The organism is Thermodesulfatator atlanticus DSM 21156 (assembly GCF_000421585.1).
Classification (GTDB): domain Bacteria; phylum Desulfobacterota; class Thermodesulfobacteria; order Thermodesulfobacteriales; family Thermodesulfatatoraceae; genus Thermodesulfatator; species Thermodesulfatator atlanticus.
Genome location: NZ_ATXH01000003.1, coordinates 45,808 through 60,942, shown reverse-complemented (window position 1 = coordinate 60,942; position 15,135 = coordinate 45,808). Strand labels below are relative to the sequence as shown.

Here is a 15,135-nt window from a genome sequence, read left to right as displayed (position 1 = left end):
GGATCCCTTACGGTTGTATTTGTAATACTGATCACGGCAATTTCGCAAAGGATCTCTAAAAAGAGAGTTTGCTTTTATTTAGATTTTGCAAATCAATTCATATCAAAGGCTGTTGTTTGATTTGTTCAATGTCTAAAAGAATGGGCTCCTCGAGATAGAAAAGGTACGCGCATACTTTTTGGCCATATATCTTGCTAAGAAGCTTTTGATAACGTTTCACTTGGGCAATATGTTCCTTACGCCTTGCACCAAGCTTATAATCAATAACCACCGGGCCTTGCTCGGTTAGCACCAAGCGGTCAACGCGGTGGAGCTCGCCTTTTTCATCCTGCAATTCGATTTCTTTATAGCCCTTGACCCCCTCTTCAAAAAAAGGTCGCACTTCAGGTAAAAGCAGGGCCTTTACCAAAATTTTGCCAAGGAACTCTTCCACCATGGCAAAGTCTTCGCGAAATCGTGGGTCGGTGAGGGCAAGCGCTCGTTTTAACGCCTTTTTAACCTCTTTGTTCAGGACCGCACGTTTATATCCCTTAGGTAAAAGAGGTAAAAAATAAAGGGCCTTGTGCGCAATCTCACCGTAGCCAATTTCCCTGGCTCGTTCTCCAAGGAGCTCCAAATCGTAACGTTTTACCCTGAGATCAAGACGCATAATTTCTGTATCCAAGCTCTGCTAAAAATTGGCGCACAATATCACCTGTGCCAAAACTTGCCCTTTCAGGCCGTTTTTCCGGGATAAAGATATATAGCTCTTCTTTGGCCCGGGTAAAGGCCACGTATAAAAGATTCAGGTTCTCAAGGGCTTGAGCAGCTTTCTCGCGCATGACTTTGTCTTTTATAGGGCCAGGATAGGGACTCTGAACGTATCCCAAAGTCCCTTCTTCAAGGGTAACCAGGGAAGGTGTTTTTAAAGTCCAGTGCAGAAAAGGTAAATAGACAACGTCGAATTCAAGCCCCTTGGCCGCATGAATAGTCAAAACCCGCACGGCACTTAGCTCCTCTGGAAGCCCAAGCCTTTCCTCGGCAGCCCTTTCAGACCAGCGCTCCAAAAAACCAGAAAGCCCAGCCCCTTCTTGCTCAAAGGCAAGCACCAGCGAAAGAAAACGATGTAAAAAGGCTTCCTCCTCAGGAAAACGCTCATAAATTCTGAAATGGGCAAAAACCTCACGGACTAAATCGTAAGGTGAAAGGAATCCTGCCTTTTCAAGAAAAGGCGCAAGGTGATTGTTAAAGCCTTCCGCATCGTAGTTTTTAAGCAAGTCAAGCAAAGTATTTCCGCGCCCAGCACCTTTCCAGAATTTTTCTGGCAGATTTAAGAAACCTTTAGCTATCTTGCTTCTTAAAAACCCTGCCAACGCTACATCATTAAAGGGATAATCCAAAAAAGACAGAAAAGACACCAGGGCCTTTACCACCTGCGAACTTGTTATTCTTAAGGCATTTTCGGTGACAGCAGGGATGCCTATCTCAAAAAGAAGGTGGGCAATCTCCTCGGCCTGGTCGTTAGTTCGTACCAAAATAGCTATTTTTTTATGGGCTACTTGTTCTTTTTGTTGGATTAGGAGCTTTTCCAGCCTTGCCAAAATCTCTTCATACTGGGTGTGGAGATCTTCTCCTGGACAAAAAACTATTTCTATTTGACCACCTGGTCTTTCTTCAGGGAGCTCTTGCTGCACCCTTTGGAAGGTTTCTGTTATAAAGCCAGCAAGCTCTCCTACATGGGGGCAATTTTTGGCCCTTTCTTCTTCTCTTTCAGCATAAAGAAACCTTCTGGCAACGTATCTAGCACGCCCCTCTTCTGCCAGGAGCCCAAAAAACCTGTTATTAAACGCCACTAAGTTTTCCCTGGCACGCCAGTTATAGGGCAAAGGATCATCGACAAGCTCTGCAGGAAGTTCTTGGGGGACCTCTTTAAAAAGCCCGGGATCCCCCCCGCGCCACACATAAATGGCTTGTTTTACATCACCAACGTAAGTGAGGCTTCCCCCTCTCGCTAGGGCCTCTTCCACCAAAGGCCTCAGGGCTTCCCATTGTGCTCTGCTGGTGTCCTGGAATTCATCTATCAAGAAGTGGCGAAAGCGCGTCCCAAGCTTGCAATAAACAAGCGGGATACCTTCTTCGCGCAAAACACGCTCAACGATTTCAATCCAGCCACCGCCGTGTATAAGGCCATATTCTTGGCGCAAGCGTTCAAGTTCAAGCTTTAACTTTTCATATAACTGCGCGTAGGGAATCAGGCGCACCACCGCCCAGGCAAAGAGATACTTTTCAAGCTTTTCTTGAAAATCCGCATAAAGTGCCTCTACTTCTGGGGGTACCTGGCCTCGCCCTTTAAAAATATCTGCCGCAGAACTTTTCCAAAAAGGCGTGGCCCTGAAATTATCAAGAGGGGCAAGGAACTTTTCATGCCAGAAAGAGTAGCGAAACTTAAGGCCTGCTTCTTCTGCTGCCACAAGAAAGCGAGAGGCCGCATTGGCCACGTCTTCTGCCATGTCCTTCAGCATCCAGTTCCTCTGGTTGTTTTGAAGAGGCCGTCCCTTTAGTTCATAACGGAAAAGATCAAGAAGCATCTTACGGATAGCCTTCTCTGGATTAAACCCAGATCTCGCTTCTATTTCGAGAAAAGTTAGCAACACCTGGCGGAAAATATCCCTGAGCGCAGTGTCCCCCTCGCGAAGATAAAGAAGCAGTCTATCATAAGCCCTGGCAAGCAAGACATCTTCCTTGAGCTCAGCTTCAAGGTCAGGGCGTAGCCCCACCTCAAGGGCTATGCCCTTAAGAATGCTGAAAACAAGGGAATCAATGGTGCGCACTTGCAGGTCGTTAAAGTGCTCAAAGATTATCTCAAGCCACTTTGCTGCGGCTTGAGGAGTCAAGCCAGTTTGTGCTGCAAGTTTTTTCCCTTCTTCTGTGGCAAGGGCTATGTTTTTGAGGTTTTTGACAATACGTTCTTTCATTTCCGCAGCAGCCTTATTAGTAAAAGTGATGGCTACTACGGAGCGCAAAGTCTGGGGATGCGGCTCAAGATTTGCCAAAAGCTCAAGGTATCTGCTGGTTAGGCGATAGGTCTTTCCAGCCCCTGCCGAGGCCTCAATACGCAAGATACAAGGTTTATTCATTTCTGGGACGCTTTATTTCGATTTTTAAGTAAATTTCCTGGCGCATTCCAGGAACAAGTCCAAAACGCCACAAGGCCTTACCTTCTGGAGAGATTTCCTGCCACGGTGGCCGTGCTTCGGCTTTTATCTTTATCTCTTTTTTGCGTGAGATGGGAATACGGTCGATTACTTCCACCGGAAAAGTCTTTTTATAGTTGTTCACTAAAGTCAAACGGGTTTCTTTCACCTGGACTTCTTTGCCCCAAAAATTTTCTCCCGTAGTATCTTTTAAGACTTCTTTTTTGACAGCAAGAAGCGGTGCCGGGCCAAAATAAATACTTTTTTGCTGACCAGGATAAAGAGGGCCTAAGAGGGCCCGGCCTACATAAACGCCATCAAGATAAAACCTGGCGAAAAGGCGCGGGAAGCTTTTTTGCGAAACCACATCTACCCGAAAATAGGCCTTTTCCGTAGCATAAGCAGGGACTTCGATGAGAAATTTTTTAACGGGAATTTGTTCTTTGCCAAGGGAAATAAGAACACTTTTTCCCGCGGGAATTAAAGGCACCCGCGTTACCACACGTTCCCAGATAGCCCCTGGGCCTTCTTCTCTTTTTGGCTCAGCAATAAGACTTCGGGCTATTTCTTTGGTTTTTCTAAGGAGAAGTTCAGGCCTTGGGAAGCTTTCCCCGATAATCCAGGGTTGAAATGGCGGAGGGGAAAGGGAAAAGCGCGCCCTTTGCCTTGGATAATAAAGCACCAGGACATTTCGCCAGTCCAAACCACTTTTTTGCTTAATGGTGGCTTCACCTTTTATAAAAAGCTCTGAGCGCGCAGAATTAAACTGGCATTCGTAGGCCTCTTGCCAGGAAAGCAGTCTCTTAGCAGGATAACGCACTCTTACAATGCCCGCATTTAAGGCCTGGATCTCAAGGGCGGTAACCTCAGGAAAAGCTATCTTTTGGGAAATTTCTTTTATTTTTTGACTAGTCTTTTCAAGTTCCTGCTCTTTTGCGTCTTTTTGCTGGGTAAGGTCTCTGAAGATTTCCTGATATTTGAGAAAGGCCTCAGGGGAAGGCACCTCTCGTTTGCCTTTTAAAACTTCTTCAAGAAGGGAAAGCTCTTTATCAAGGCGTGCAATTTCTTTTTTGAGCTGAGATTCTTTGGTTTTTAAGTCTGCCAGGGTTTTGTAAATGGGCTCTTTCCTGGTAACCGTGCGTGTGCTAATCGCTCCGAGAACCAAGCCCTGGGAAGCACTTGAAATTTCTATTTCTTTTAAAGGGACAGCTGAAAGCAGGGGAAGAACATTTTCACCTGGTTTTACGACAAATTCTTCTGTCAGAAAAAGGCCATTTTGATAAATTTCAAGTTGTTTTACCTCTGCCGCAGCCTGAAAAGCCCATAAAAAAACTAAGAAAAAGACCAAAACGCTAGGCATGTTTAACTCCTATAGTGGTTAGTAGCTTCATTATATTCTATTTTTCGGCGAAAAATAGGAACGAATACATATATCGCCTCGGTGACCAAAAGGCACCTCGCAAGACACAGGTAAAAATCTCAAAAAAACCTGCGTTTGAAGGCAAAAGCAGAGCCCCACAACACTAAAAAGCCAAGGGCTAGCATTTTTGCTATTTTGGGAAGGAGAAAATCCCAGCCAACACCTTTAAAAAACAGCCCGTAAGCCATCTGAATAAAATAAAAAAGCGGTGAAAAAGACATCATGCTACTCAACCAAAAGGGCATTGCCTCAGGAGGCGTCCAGGTGCCTGAAAGAAAGACTATCGGGGCAATGGCTATGATTGTTAAGAGCCCAACCTGCGCCAGATTGTTAGCTATCCCTCCGATGAGCAACCCGTATCCCGAAGAGGTAAATACATAAAAACAGGTGATCATCAAAAACACCGGAAGGCTGCCCCTCATAGGAATATGAAAGGTGCCTTTTATGATGAAAGAAGTGGCTGCCAACACCCCTAATAAAATGACCAGCGTCATGGCAAATATTTTGGCAAGAAGTATTTCAAGGGGACGTGCCGGAGAAACCAAAAGTTGCTCAATGGTGCCGCGTTCTTTCTCGCGCACCAGAGCCGCTGCCGGAAGCAACATGGTAAGCAAGGTGATTACGGTTAAAAGCTCAGATAAAGCATTGAACCAGGTTTCTTCCTGATTAGGGTTAAAAAGAACACGTGAGGCCCCTTCCACCAAAGGCAGCCGTTCTATCATCTCTGGCATAAGCCCGAGGGTTTCAAGGCTTTTTTCCTGAGAAAACCCGGCCACTATCCCTGCGCTGTAGCCTGCTATCAGGTAGCCCATGATAGCGTTTGAGGTATCAACCAGAAGAAGCACCTGCGTTTTTTGGTTGGTCTTTAAAGACTGCTCAAATCCATCGGGAATTTCCAGATAAGCAAGGATCTTTCCCTGCTCAAGAAGCTCCTCTGCCTGGACACGCCTGGGAACTTCACCACGGTATTCAAAATAAGGCGGTCTAAAGCGATCTATAAGGTCTCGCGAAACACTGGTTTTATCAAAATCAAGGGTTTTAAAGGAAACCCGGTTAAGAGTAAGATTAACGCCCGAGGCCGCCAAAAAAATATCAACCGTAAAGAGATAAATCGTAGCAATAACCAGCACTTTATCTCTTAAGAGCTGGAGCAATTCTTTTACTAGCAGGACTTTTATGCGGTTTAAAGTCTTCACCCCTTCACCCGCTTATGAAAAGACCTATATGCCAAAGAAAAAATGATGCAGGTATAAACACAGAGGGCTAAAAGATTCGTTTTTATGGCAGCAAACCCTGATCCTTTTAAAAAGAGACCAAACAAAATATTCACAAAATACATGGCTGGAAAAAGATGGGCGGTGACCTTTCCGGTTTCATCAAGACAGGAAATAGGCACAAGCATTCCTGAGTAAAGAAAAGAAGGAATCATGGCTATGACTACTGAAATCATCAGGGCAGCAATTTGGGTGCGGGCAAAGGACGAGACCCAAAGCCCTATGGAAAGGGAACACAAAACGTAAATTGCCGCCGAGACAACATAGAGCAAAAAACTGCCACGAAAAGGCGCACCGAAAAGGGCTGTTGCCCAGAGAAAAAGAACAAAGATATTTATGGCAGAAATAAAAAAATAGGGGATTATTTTGCCTATAAGGAATTCCCCTCGTGAAACAGGAGACACGTAAATATTGTAGATTGAGCCTGTTTCTTTTTCGCGACAGATAGAAACCGAAGTAAGCATAGGCGGAACCATGAGAAGGATCATCCCTATTAGCGCCGCAGCAATTGACCAAACGCTTTTGGCCTCTTCATTGTAAAGATAGCGCACCTCAAGCTTTACAGGTTCAGAAAAAGCGTCGATCTTGGCCTCACTAAAGCCTTGAGCCCTTAGATAGTCTTTCAAACGCTCGGTATTAAGGCGCCCTAAAATGGCTTCTACGTAATTTTTCACCACCTGGGCCCGATAAGGAAAAGTTCCGTCAATAAGAAACTGAACCTTGGCAGCACGACCTTTGGCAAGGGTCTTTTCGTAATCAGGGGGCACAATGATAACCAGGCGAATTTTTCCCTCCATCAGGGCTTTTAAGGCCTCTTTTTCAGAAAAATTGCTCGCTTTAAGGGAAAAATAACGGGACGAGACAAAATGATAGACCAGCTTGCGGCTTTCCGCACTCATGTCGTGATCAACCATGGCAAAGGGAAGATTTTCTACATCAAGAGAAAGCCCGTAACCAAAAAGCAACATGAAAAAACTCGGCACAAAAAAGGCCATGGTAAGGAATAAGGGATCTCTTATAAGTTGACGGGCCTCTTTTTCAACTATTGCCCTTATGCGTGTGAAATTCATCTTTTTTAGTGTATCATTTTTAAAAAAGACGTTAGCCGATTTTTTATGAAAGTTACAACCTTAAAAGAAGCCCAACAGCTTTTAAAAACGCACCAAAAATTTCTTAAAAAAAAGTTTGGGATAAAGGAAATAGGAATTTTTGGTTCCTTTGCCAGACAAGAACAGACCCCTGTTAGCGACATAGACATTCTCGTAGAATTTGAACCTAGCTATAAAACCTTTGACAACTACATGGATCTAAAATTTTACCTGGAAGAAATCCTAGGATTAAAAGTAGATCTCGTCACCAAAAAAGCCCTTAAAAAAAGAATTCAACCATATATAGAGGCAGATCTAATTCATGTCTTCTAAGAGAAACCTGGAGGTAATATTAGCTGATATCCTTGAAGAAATAGCTCGCATAAAAAAATTCACTGGTAACATTAAATCTGTTGATGAATTTGTAGAAAACGAAATGGCATTTTATGCTACTTTAAAATGCTTAGAAAATATTGGCGAAGCAGTAAAACATATCCCGTTAGAACAGAAAGAAATTTATCCTATCCAGTGGAAGAAAATTGCTGGTCTGAGAGACATTTTGGTTCATGAGTATTTTGGAATTGATGAAGAAATTATTTGGGACGTAATTCAAAATAAACTGTCAGAATTAGAAAATGCTGTCATCTTTTTGATGACGCATAACGCGCGTGATTGAGAACATAATAAAAAAATACATCATCCATGGTTACTTGCCCCGGGGAAATATCATCAACCAAAATACCTTGTCTTTTTAAAAATGCCCCAAGATCCTCCCGGCCGCTAGGATAAAAAATCTTGAGCCTTTTCCCTAGCATGACAACAGGCATTTCGCGTGCCAAGGCCCTCTTAGCCTGAAGGGTGTCCCGCGTAGTCAAGATGTATGGCCTTCCTAAAATTTTGGCCACGTGGTCTTTAAGTTTTTTGGGCGGACCTTGGGCGATGATTTTACCCTGGTGCATAAGAGCAAGCCTATCGCAGTATTCTGCTTCAGCGAGATAATGGGTGGTCACCAGACAAGTAAGCCCTGTTTCACGGGAAAGACGTAAGAGAAGGGCCCAGAATACCTGGCGTCCTGCCACATCCATGCCAGAAGTAGGCTCATCCAAGAAGACTATCTCAGGTTCGTGCACCAGGGCACAGGCGAGGGCAAGCCTTTGCCTAAGCCCTAGAGGTAGCGCAGTAGCACGCTCTCTTTTGTAAGGCGAAAGCCCGGTAAGAGCAAGCAACTCGTTTATGCGACGGGATTTCCTCTTACCCATGACCCCGTAAATACCAGCCATAAGGCTTAAGTTTTCCTCAACCTTAAGATCAAGATAAAGGGAAAACGCCTGGGAAACGTAGCCGATGTGTTCTTTTATCTCGTAAGGGGCCCTTGCCATATCGTAGCCCGCTACGTAACCTTCTCCTCTGGAAGGCGGAAGAAGCCCACACAACATGCGTATAAGGGTGGTCTTTCCCGCACCGTTTGGCCCCAGGAGACCAAAAATCTCGCCACGTCGCACTTCAAGGTTTACCTGATTCACCGCCAAGAAACCATCAAATTCTTTGCAAAGATCCCTGGCTAAAATGGCTACCTCCTGCGTTTTAAGAAGGCCTTTTGAAGAAGAAAGAGTCATGTCAAAGGTTAGGCCGGTATCGGTTGAGGAAAGAGAAAACACAAGGTCTTCAAGCTCGCAGGAAATATTTTCAACCGAGGCCTTTAAGGCTTTCATGCTGTCCAGAAACCAGGTTAATCTTTCGCCTGGCACGAAAACGCGAAGCCCCCCTACGTACGGGAAAGGCCTTAGCCCCTCTTTGGCCAAAAATTTAAGTATTTCGATAGTGTTTTCGGCCTGAATCAAAAAACACGACCCCGTAATTTTTTTCTTCAGCTCTTCAGGGCCCCCCTGGGCCATCAATTCACCCTGGTGCAAAAGGGCCACTTTTTCGAAACGTTCTGCCTCCTCAAGATAGGCCGTAGAAACCACCACGGTTATTCCCTTTTCAGCCACCAGTGAAGCAAGTAACGACCAGAGTTCTTCGCGCGAGATAGGATCAACTCCGGTGGTGGGTTCGTCAAGGATGAGCAAACGTGGCTCATGGAGCAAAGAACATATCAGCGCAAGCTTTTGTTTCATTCCTCCTGAAAGCTGGCCAGCCTTTCTTTTCACGAAAGGCTTAAGCCCGGTTATCTCAAGGAGTTCATCTTTGCGTTCTTTGAGCACGCTCGGCGGAATCAGGCGCAATTTCGCGAAGAAATCAAGGTTTTCTTCCACTGAAAGTTCTTTATAAAGACTGGTGCCAAGCCCTTGGGGCATAAAAGAAATGGAACTTTTAATGGCTTCTGCTGTTTTTTCATTAACAATGCGCTTTGAAAGGACAATTACTTCCCCAGCATCATAGGTAAGAATGCCTGCGATTATTTTAAGAAGAGTGCTTTTTCCTGCCCCATCAGGCCCGATGATGCCAAAAAGGCTCCCTTGGGGCACACTAAGACTTACGCCTTTTAAGGCTTCTTTTGTTTTGTAGCGCTTTTTTAGCCCTTTAACCTCAAAGGCCAAAGGCACTTTCTGCAAGCTAGAAGTGTTCAGCCCAGGGGGCATGAGCATCAACCTTTATAAGGGCGTCGGCAGGAAGCCCGGGAGTAAGCACATGGCCTGGATTTTCTTCGAGAAAAATCTTTACCGCATAAACCTGGGTTACTCTAGCCTCTCGTGTCTGGACTTCTTTGGGAGTAAACTCTGCCTGTTTAGCAATGTAGCCCACCTTTCCTGTAAAAAAACGCTTTGGAAAAGAATCAACATAAATACGTGCTTCCTGGCCAAGGGCCACCAGGCCTATTTTGTCTTCCGGGATATAGGCCTTAAGATAAAGTTTGTCCAAATCAACCATCAGGGCGATAACGCTGCCAGGGGATAATACCTCACCAAGATTAGCCACTTTGCGGACAATGGTGCCGCTGGCATGGGCTTTAATAAGGGTATCTTGCAAAGTTGCTTCGATCTCCTGCCTTTGGGCTTTAAGGCGGGCAATTTCCTGCTTAATAGCCTTAAGGCGGGCGCGAAGTGCCTCTTTTTGATTTTTGGCCTGCTCAAACAAAAGCTCGGCTTCTTCCAGGCGATTTTTGGCAATAAGTTGCTTTTGATAAAGACGCTTAAAACGTGCTAAATCTTTTTCGCGCTTGGCAAGAACAGCACCGGCGTTTTCAAAAAGCATTAAGGCTTCCTGATAGCGCGCTTGTGCTTCTTTTATGGCAGCCATGGCGGCATCACTTCGCGCCGAAAGTTCCCGGGCAGAAAGCCTTGCCAGGAGAGTGCCGGCCTGAACGGTATCACCCTCGCGAAAATATATTTTTTCTAGTTTGCCAGAAACTTTGGTGGAAACTGTTATGGTGTCTGACTCAAGCCTTCCGTTAGCAAAGACAAATCCCTGAGGAAGGGCCTCGCGGCGTTTCTCAAACAGGTAAAAGTAAATGGCTCCAACTATTACCAGGGCCAGCACTGCCAAAAAGAAAAAAGTTCGCCAACGCATAACGTCAAAGATAACACGATAAAGTTCTTTGAAAGAGCTTTTTTAGCTTACAAATTCTCGCTAAATGATACCTTTGCAAACACCTGGATCCGTACCTATTTTTCGTTCCGAAAAATAGGAACGGATCCCCTTGCGGTTAGTAGCAAACATAGCGCTTAGCCTTGGCAAAGAGTTTTTTATTGGGAAAAAAGGGCTCGATATCTCTTAGCCTGGCATGCTTTCTTGCGGCCACTATTCTTTTGGCAATGGTAGGGCCAATGCCTGGCACACGCAAAAGTTTCCAGTAAGAAGCGCGGTTTACATTTACCGGAAAGAAGGCTTGATTCTCCGCTGCCCAGGCCTCTTTGGGGTCTTTTTCAAGTGACAAGAAACCATTTTTTAAAGGGATTTCTTCGGCTTTGAAGCCGTATTTGCGAAGCATAAAATCCACCTGATAAAGCCTGTGCTCACGCAGCAAAAAATTGCTCTTGTAAGCCAGGGCTTCGCCAGGCACATCCTTTCGCCCAAGGCCTGGTTGATAGGCTGAAAAGTAAACCCGGTTAAGCTTAAGCCTTTCATAAAGAAAGGCCGTTTGAAAGATTATGTCTGCGTCTTTTTCGCCAGCGGCCCCTACCACAAACTGCGTTGTCTGAGAAAAAGAAAATCCCCTTCTTTCCCTGATAAGAGAAATTTTTTTGAGATTTTCAAACACCTTGGCAAAATCCTTGCGCCTGCTAAGAGAAGACAGATATCTGGCGCTGGGGGCCTCAAGGTTTACCGAAAGGGCATTGGCAAATTTGGCGGCTTCTGCTATGGCAGCCTCACTTGCCCCGGGAATGACTTTTAAGTGAATGTAGCCCTGAAACCCTTCTTTTTCCCGCAGAATGCGGGCCACCTGAATGAGATGTTCCATCACGGTATCAGGGGCAGCAAAGACACCTGAACTCAGAAAGAGCCCGTGGACTATTCGTTTTTGCCAGAGAGCCATAAAAGCCTTGGCAATTTCTTCTGGGCTTAGGCTCAAGCGCAAGGGGTCGTTATCAGCCCGCAGGGGACAATAGGCACAATCACTAAAGCATTTATTCGAAAGCAGCGTGCGAAAAAGGGTCATGCGCCGACCATTGGGTAGCACCACCGGGTAAAGCCAGCGCCCAAGAGGCCCTCGCCTGCGCCCACGGCCGAAAGGATCTTTGGCACATGAGCCCGCAAGGTCAAAGCGTGATTCCTGCGCCAGAAGATTTAAGCGCTCTTTAAGCTCAGGGGCTATTTTTATTGCAGGGGCTTTTTCAAACAAAGAGGCCTGCCGCCACATAGCTTTAGCTTGGCAGGCCCCGCTTTTGTGGTCAAGGCTTAAGCTACAGGATAAGCGTTTTCAGGCCGTTCTTCTACCAACCTTACGTTAATAGCCCCTTCGTCTAATTGGATAATCTTGGTCCGCGTGACAATCCTTTCGGGAAGCTCAATAACCCGGCCTTTGCGGCGAATAACCGTGGGGGCGATCCTTGTTTTATAGGTAATCTTTACGCCAAACACCTTGCGGCCAAAACGGGTGGTGAACTCTCCTGGGCCTTCCATTTTGATGTCAAAGGCATCTCCTGGGAAATAAACCCTTTTCACCCTGAGCCTGGGATATACTCTTCCGCCCTTGTATTCGTGCGGGCTTTCATAGACCAACCACATAACCTTGCCCGCCCGATAACGCGCCTCTGTGGGAACATAAGTTTCGGCCTTTTGTTCTTCTTCAAAAAGACGCTGGAGGTATTCTTCTATCGTTTCTTCCTGGACAAGTTCGTCTTCACTCCAGGTCTCGTAAACAATGTCCCAGTTGTTTACCGTGGCAATGATATTTGCCAGCTCAACGCTTCTTTCGTTTTCCTTATGAGCTATTTCGCGAAGCTTGGCCGTGTGTTCGCCAAGACGGCGTTCCAGTTCGCGTGAATATGTAAGGGTTACCAAAAAGTCTGCATACTTTTTGAGTTCGGTTAATTCTTCAGGCTCATCCACAAAGAGCATAGCTTTACGCAAACGACAAAACTCCCGTCGCAAAACATCAAGCTCTTTTTGAATGGCCTCGATGAGCTCAAGGGGTTTGGCTTCTTCGATTTCTTTGATAAGGGCGTCGTCTATTTCGTCTAGTTTTTGTTCGATCTCTTTGGCTGTGTCAGCCCGCCAGGGATTATAATGCTTGTCCCAGCCCTTGTAGCGGGCAATGTAATTGGCAAGCCTTACCGTGGCGACGTTTTCTTCACGGGCTACTTCGCGGAGCTTCTCCACCCGCGGCCCGAATTTTTTCTGCCAAAAAGGGCTATAAGTCAAAGTGCAAAGGTAATCAGAGCGTTTCTTAAGGTCTGTAAGTTGCTCGGGAGTTTCCACGGCGAGCATTTCGTCCCTGATGAGACAATTGATGCGCCTTATGTCCTCAACGCTGTTGACCGGACCATAAATCCATGCCATATTCCCACCTCCTTCTGCTATTTTCTGCTAGAAAGATAGGCATTATTTTTGCCTTGACCAGAATTTTGAACAATTTTTGAAAAAATTGGTTATTTTTAGGGCTATGACAGAAATCAGGCTTAACAAGTTTCTGGCGCAGGCTGGCTTTGCTTCACGCCGCAAGGCAGACGAGCTCATCAGCCAGGGCCGCGTAAAAATCAACGGAAAAGTTGTCTCAGAGCCAGGCGTAAAAATAGACCCAGAAACACAGAGAATCGAAGTTGACGGAAAGGAAATAAAAGCCGAAGAACCTGTTTATTATCTTTTTTATAAGCCCGCAGGGTATTTGACCAGCCTCTCTGACCCACACGGTCGCAAAACCATCGCCTCTTTCTTGCAAAAAATTCCTTACCGTGTTTTCCCCGTGGGAAGGCTTGATGCTGCCACAGAGGGACTAATTCTTCTCACCAATGACGGCGAGCTTGCCAACAGGCTGCTTCATCCCCGTTATCAGATAAAACGCGTCTATCACGCTACGGTAAAGGGGCATCCAAGGAAAGAGGCCATTGACAAGCTCCTTAAAAAAGGAGTTGAGGTTGAAGGAAAGCGCGTTTTTCCAAAAGGCATAAAACTTTTACGCCAAGGGCCCCGAAGCACCACCTACGAAGTGGTGTTAGGAGAAGGCCGCAAAAGGGAAGTGAGAAAAATCTTTGCTTCTATCGGGCATCCCGTCATAAAATTGCTACGGGTGGCTTTTGGGCCTTTAACCCTTAAAGGCCTTCGCCCTGGCGAAATTAGGCCTTTAAGCGGCAAAGAGCTAAGGGCACTTAAGCGCGCCGCGAAAATTACCGAGACTCCCAGGCCTTCTTAAGCTCAAAATAGACTTCCTTAGGGACCTTTAGGCCGCCCTTTCCCACACCAAGCTTGATCTCAGGCTTATTGTCTCCGTGAAAATCGCTTCCCCCGGTGACTAAAAGCGCAAACTCTTTGGCCAAATCAAGACAAAAATTGGTAAAAGCCTCGTCGTGGTCGGTATAGTAGGCCTCAATAGCATCAAGCCCCAAGTCTTTAAGCGAGGAAACATAAGCACGGATTTTTTCCTGAGGATAACCAAGATAAAGGGGATGGGCCAAAGAAACCAGGCCACCTGCTTCCTGGATAATCGTTATGGCTTCTTCTGGTGAAAGCCTGGCTTTAGGCACGTAAGCAGGCCTTCCCTTGGCAAGATACCTATCAAAGGCTTCGTCAAAATTCTTGACAACGCCTTTTTTCACGAGGATTTTGGCCATGTGAGGCCGCCCTATCTCGCCACCGCCTGAAATGGCCTCAAGTTCTTCAAGAGTAATGTCAATGCCTAGGGCTTTTAATTTTTCAACCATTAAAATGTTTCTTTGGGAGCGGGCCTCGTGAAGAGACTTAAGGGTTTTGACGAGTTTTTCGTTATCTTCGTTGACAAAATAGCCCAGGAGATGACAATGCCCGGGGCCTTCGAATTTCACGCTAATTTCTACGCCAGAGACAAATTCAAGGCCCAGGGCTTCGGCAGCCTTGCGGGCCTCTTTTATCCCTGCGATAGTGTCGTGGTCGGTAAGGGCAAGGGCAAAAAGCCCTGCTTTTTTAGCTTCAGCTACTAATTTTTCTGGAGACAGGGTGCCATCAGAAGCAGTGGAATGGGTGTGTAAGTCTATCATTTCTGCCATAAATTTCTCCTAATAGAACTTGACTATTGGTTACTAAAAACGTTAGAAAATAGTAGCATAACTAATCATTTTTCTAACGCAAGGAGGGTATCATGGCTGACATCAAAACAATTTTGTTCCCAACTGATTTTACCGAAGCTTCTTTAAAAGTTTTACCTTACGCCCGTTATCTGACAGAAAAGTTAGATGCCAAGCTTATTGTTCTTTTTGTGGTGGAAGAGCTTTCCAAATACGCTAATTTCTACGTTCCCCACAGTGCCCTGGATAACCTCGAAAAAGAATTGATGGAATCTGCCGAGAAAAAAATGCAATCTTTTATTGAGGATCATTTCGAAGACTTCCCGGTAGAATCTTTGATCCGCAGGGGTGATATCCCGGAAGAAATTGTAAAAGTAGCCGAAGAAAAAGAAGCCGATCTCATTGTGATGGCTACCCACGGGCGCAAGGGCCTTGAAAAAATTCTCCTTGGCAGTGTCACCGAACGTGTTATTAAAACGGCACCCTGTCCGGTGATGACAATTAATCCTTTTCGGGTTAAAAAGTAGGATTTAAGTTAAT

14 protein-coding genes are annotated in these 15,135 nt (G+C 45.6%); 4 read left to right on the top strand and 10 right to left on the bottom strand.

All coding sequences use genetic code 11. The features are described from left to right. Positions 1-97 precede the first annotated feature (97 nt). The 5 genes from H528_RS0101855 to H528_RS0101835 form a co-directional block, all read right to left on the bottom strand. On the bottom strand, positions 98-664 hold the full coding sequence (locus tag H528_RS0101855; RefSeq protein ID WP_169352756.1) for a PD-(D/E)XK nuclease family protein: 567 nt from the start codon (positions 662-664) through the stop codon (positions 98-100). Next, positions 639-3,116: a UvrD-helicase domain-containing protein gene (locus H528_RS0101850; protein ID WP_022852653.1), complete on the bottom strand. Its 2,478-nt coding sequence runs from the start codon at positions 3,114-3,116 to the stop codon at positions 639-641. The genes H528_RS0101855 and H528_RS0101850 overlap by 26 nt, the downstream gene beginning before the upstream one ends. Then, a complete protein-coding gene (locus tag H528_RS0101845) occupies positions 3,109-4,533 on the bottom strand; it encodes a DUF4139 domain-containing protein (RefSeq protein ID WP_022852652.1) in 1,425 nt (474 codons plus the stop codon). Before H528_RS0101845 ends, H528_RS0101850 begins: the two co-directional genes overlap by 8 nt. A 119-nt stretch (positions 4,534-4,652) precedes the next feature. Further along, on the bottom strand, positions 4,653-5,789 hold the full coding sequence (locus tag H528_RS0101840; RefSeq protein WP_022852651.1) for an ABC transporter permease: 1,137 nt from the start codon (positions 5,787-5,789) through the stop codon (positions 4,653-4,655). Continuing rightward, positions 5,786-6,937: an ABC transporter permease gene (locus tag H528_RS0101835; protein ID WP_022852650.1), complete on the bottom strand. Its 1,152-nt coding sequence runs from the start codon at positions 6,935-6,937 to the stop codon at positions 5,786-5,788. Before H528_RS0101835 ends, H528_RS0101840 begins: the two co-directional genes overlap by 4 nt. Before the next feature lie 45 nt (positions 6,938-6,982). On the opposite strand from H528_RS0101835, the gene H528_RS0101830 reads away from it, so the two are divergent. Both H528_RS0101830 and H528_RS0101825 read left to right on the top strand, forming a co-directional pair. Then, positions 6,983-7,288 (top strand): nucleotidyltransferase family protein, encoded by a 306-nt coding sequence (locus tag H528_RS0101830; RefSeq protein ID WP_022852649.1) that lies wholly within the window; start codon positions 6,983-6,985, stop codon positions 7,286-7,288. Further along, a complete protein-coding gene (locus tag H528_RS0101825; protein WP_022852648.1) occupies positions 7,278-7,631 on the top strand; it encodes a HepT-like ribonuclease domain-containing protein in 354 nt (117 codons plus the stop codon). Before H528_RS0101830 ends, H528_RS0101825 begins: the two co-directional genes overlap by 11 nt. Here H528_RS0101825 and H528_RS0101820 read toward each other — a convergent pair. The 4 genes from H528_RS0101820 to H528_RS0101805 form a co-directional block, all read right to left on the bottom strand. Beyond that, positions 7,597-9,501 (bottom strand): ATP-binding cassette domain-containing protein, encoded by a 1,905-nt coding sequence (locus tag H528_RS0101820; RefSeq protein ID WP_028845724.1) that lies wholly within the window; start codon positions 9,499-9,501, stop codon positions 7,597-7,599. The genes H528_RS0101825 and H528_RS0101820 overlap by 35 nt on opposite strands. A gap of 10 nt (positions 9,502-9,511) precedes the next feature. Next, positions 9,512-10,465, bottom strand: a complete 954-nt coding sequence (locus tag H528_RS0101815; protein ID WP_022852646.1) for an HlyD family secretion protein — start codon at positions 10,463-10,465, stop codon at positions 9,512-9,514. 136 nt (positions 10,466-10,601) lie between these two features. Next, positions 10,602-11,756 (bottom strand): radical SAM protein, encoded by a 1,155-nt coding sequence (locus H528_RS12225; RefSeq protein WP_022852645.1) that lies wholly within the window; start codon positions 11,754-11,756, stop codon positions 10,602-10,604. 38 nt (positions 11,757-11,794) lie between these two features. Continuing rightward, a complete protein-coding gene (locus tag H528_RS0101805; RefSeq protein WP_022852644.1) occupies positions 11,795-12,898 on the bottom strand; it encodes a kinetochore Spc7 family protein in 1,104 nt (367 codons plus the stop codon). Between the two features lie 76 nt (positions 12,899-12,974). On the opposite strand from H528_RS0101805, the gene H528_RS0101800 reads away from it, so the two are divergent. Beyond that, complete coding sequence (locus H528_RS0101800) at positions 12,975-13,748, top strand: pseudouridine synthase (protein WP_022852643.1); 774 nt, start codon at positions 12,975-12,977, stop codon at positions 13,746-13,748. Here H528_RS0101800 and H528_RS0101795 read toward each other — a convergent pair. After that, a complete protein-coding gene (locus H528_RS0101795) occupies positions 13,723-14,577 on the bottom strand; it encodes a PHP domain-containing protein (protein WP_022852642.1) in 855 nt (284 codons plus the stop codon). The genes H528_RS0101800 and H528_RS0101795 overlap by 26 nt on opposite strands. Before the next feature lie 92 nt (positions 14,578-14,669). Between H528_RS0101795 and H528_RS0101790 the strand changes: the two genes are divergently transcribed. Then, positions 14,670-15,122 carry a universal stress protein gene (locus H528_RS0101790; protein WP_022852641.1) on the top strand — a complete coding sequence of 151 codons (453 nt, stop codon included), beginning with the start codon at positions 14,670-14,672 and terminating at the stop codon, positions 15,120-15,122. Positions 15,123-15,135 lie beyond the last annotated feature (13 nt).

Coding starts and splice junctions, on each gene's coding strand:
- H528_RS0101850 (WP_022852653.1), bottom strand. CDS start 3,116: ATGAATAAACCTTGTATCTTGCGTATTGAGGCCTCGGCAGGGGCTGGA.
- H528_RS0101845 (WP_022852652.1), bottom strand. CDS start 4,533: ATGCCTAGCGTTTTGGTCTTTTTCTTAGTTTTTTTATGGGCTTTTCAG.
- H528_RS0101835 (WP_022852650.1), bottom strand. CDS start 6,937: ATGAATTTCACACGCATAAGGGCAATAGTTGAAAAAGAGGCCCGTCAA.
- H528_RS0101830 (WP_022852649.1), top strand. CDS start 6,983: ATGAAAGTTACAACCTTAAAAGAAGCCCAACAGCTTTTAAAAACGCAC.
- H528_RS0101825 (WP_022852648.1), top strand. CDS start 7,278: ATGTCTTCTAAGAGAAACCTGGAGGTAATATTAGCTGATATCCTTGAA.
- H528_RS0101815 (WP_022852646.1), bottom strand. CDS start 10,465: ATGCGTTGGCGAACTTTTTTCTTTTTGGCAGTGCTGGCCCTGGTAATA.
- H528_RS12225 (WP_022852645.1), bottom strand. CDS start 11,756: ATGTGGCGGCAGGCCTCTTTGTTTGAAAAAGCCCCTGCAATAAAAATA.
- H528_RS0101805 (WP_022852644.1), bottom strand. CDS start 12,898: ATGGCATGGATTTATGGTCCGGTCAACAGCGTTGAGGACATAAGGCGC.
- H528_RS0101795 (WP_022852642.1), bottom strand. CDS start 14,577: ATGGCAGAAATGATAGACTTACACACCCATTCCACTGCTTCTGATGGC.
- H528_RS0101790 (WP_022852641.1), top strand. CDS start 14,670: ATGGCTGACATCAAAACAATTTTGTTCCCAACTGATTTTACCGAAGCT.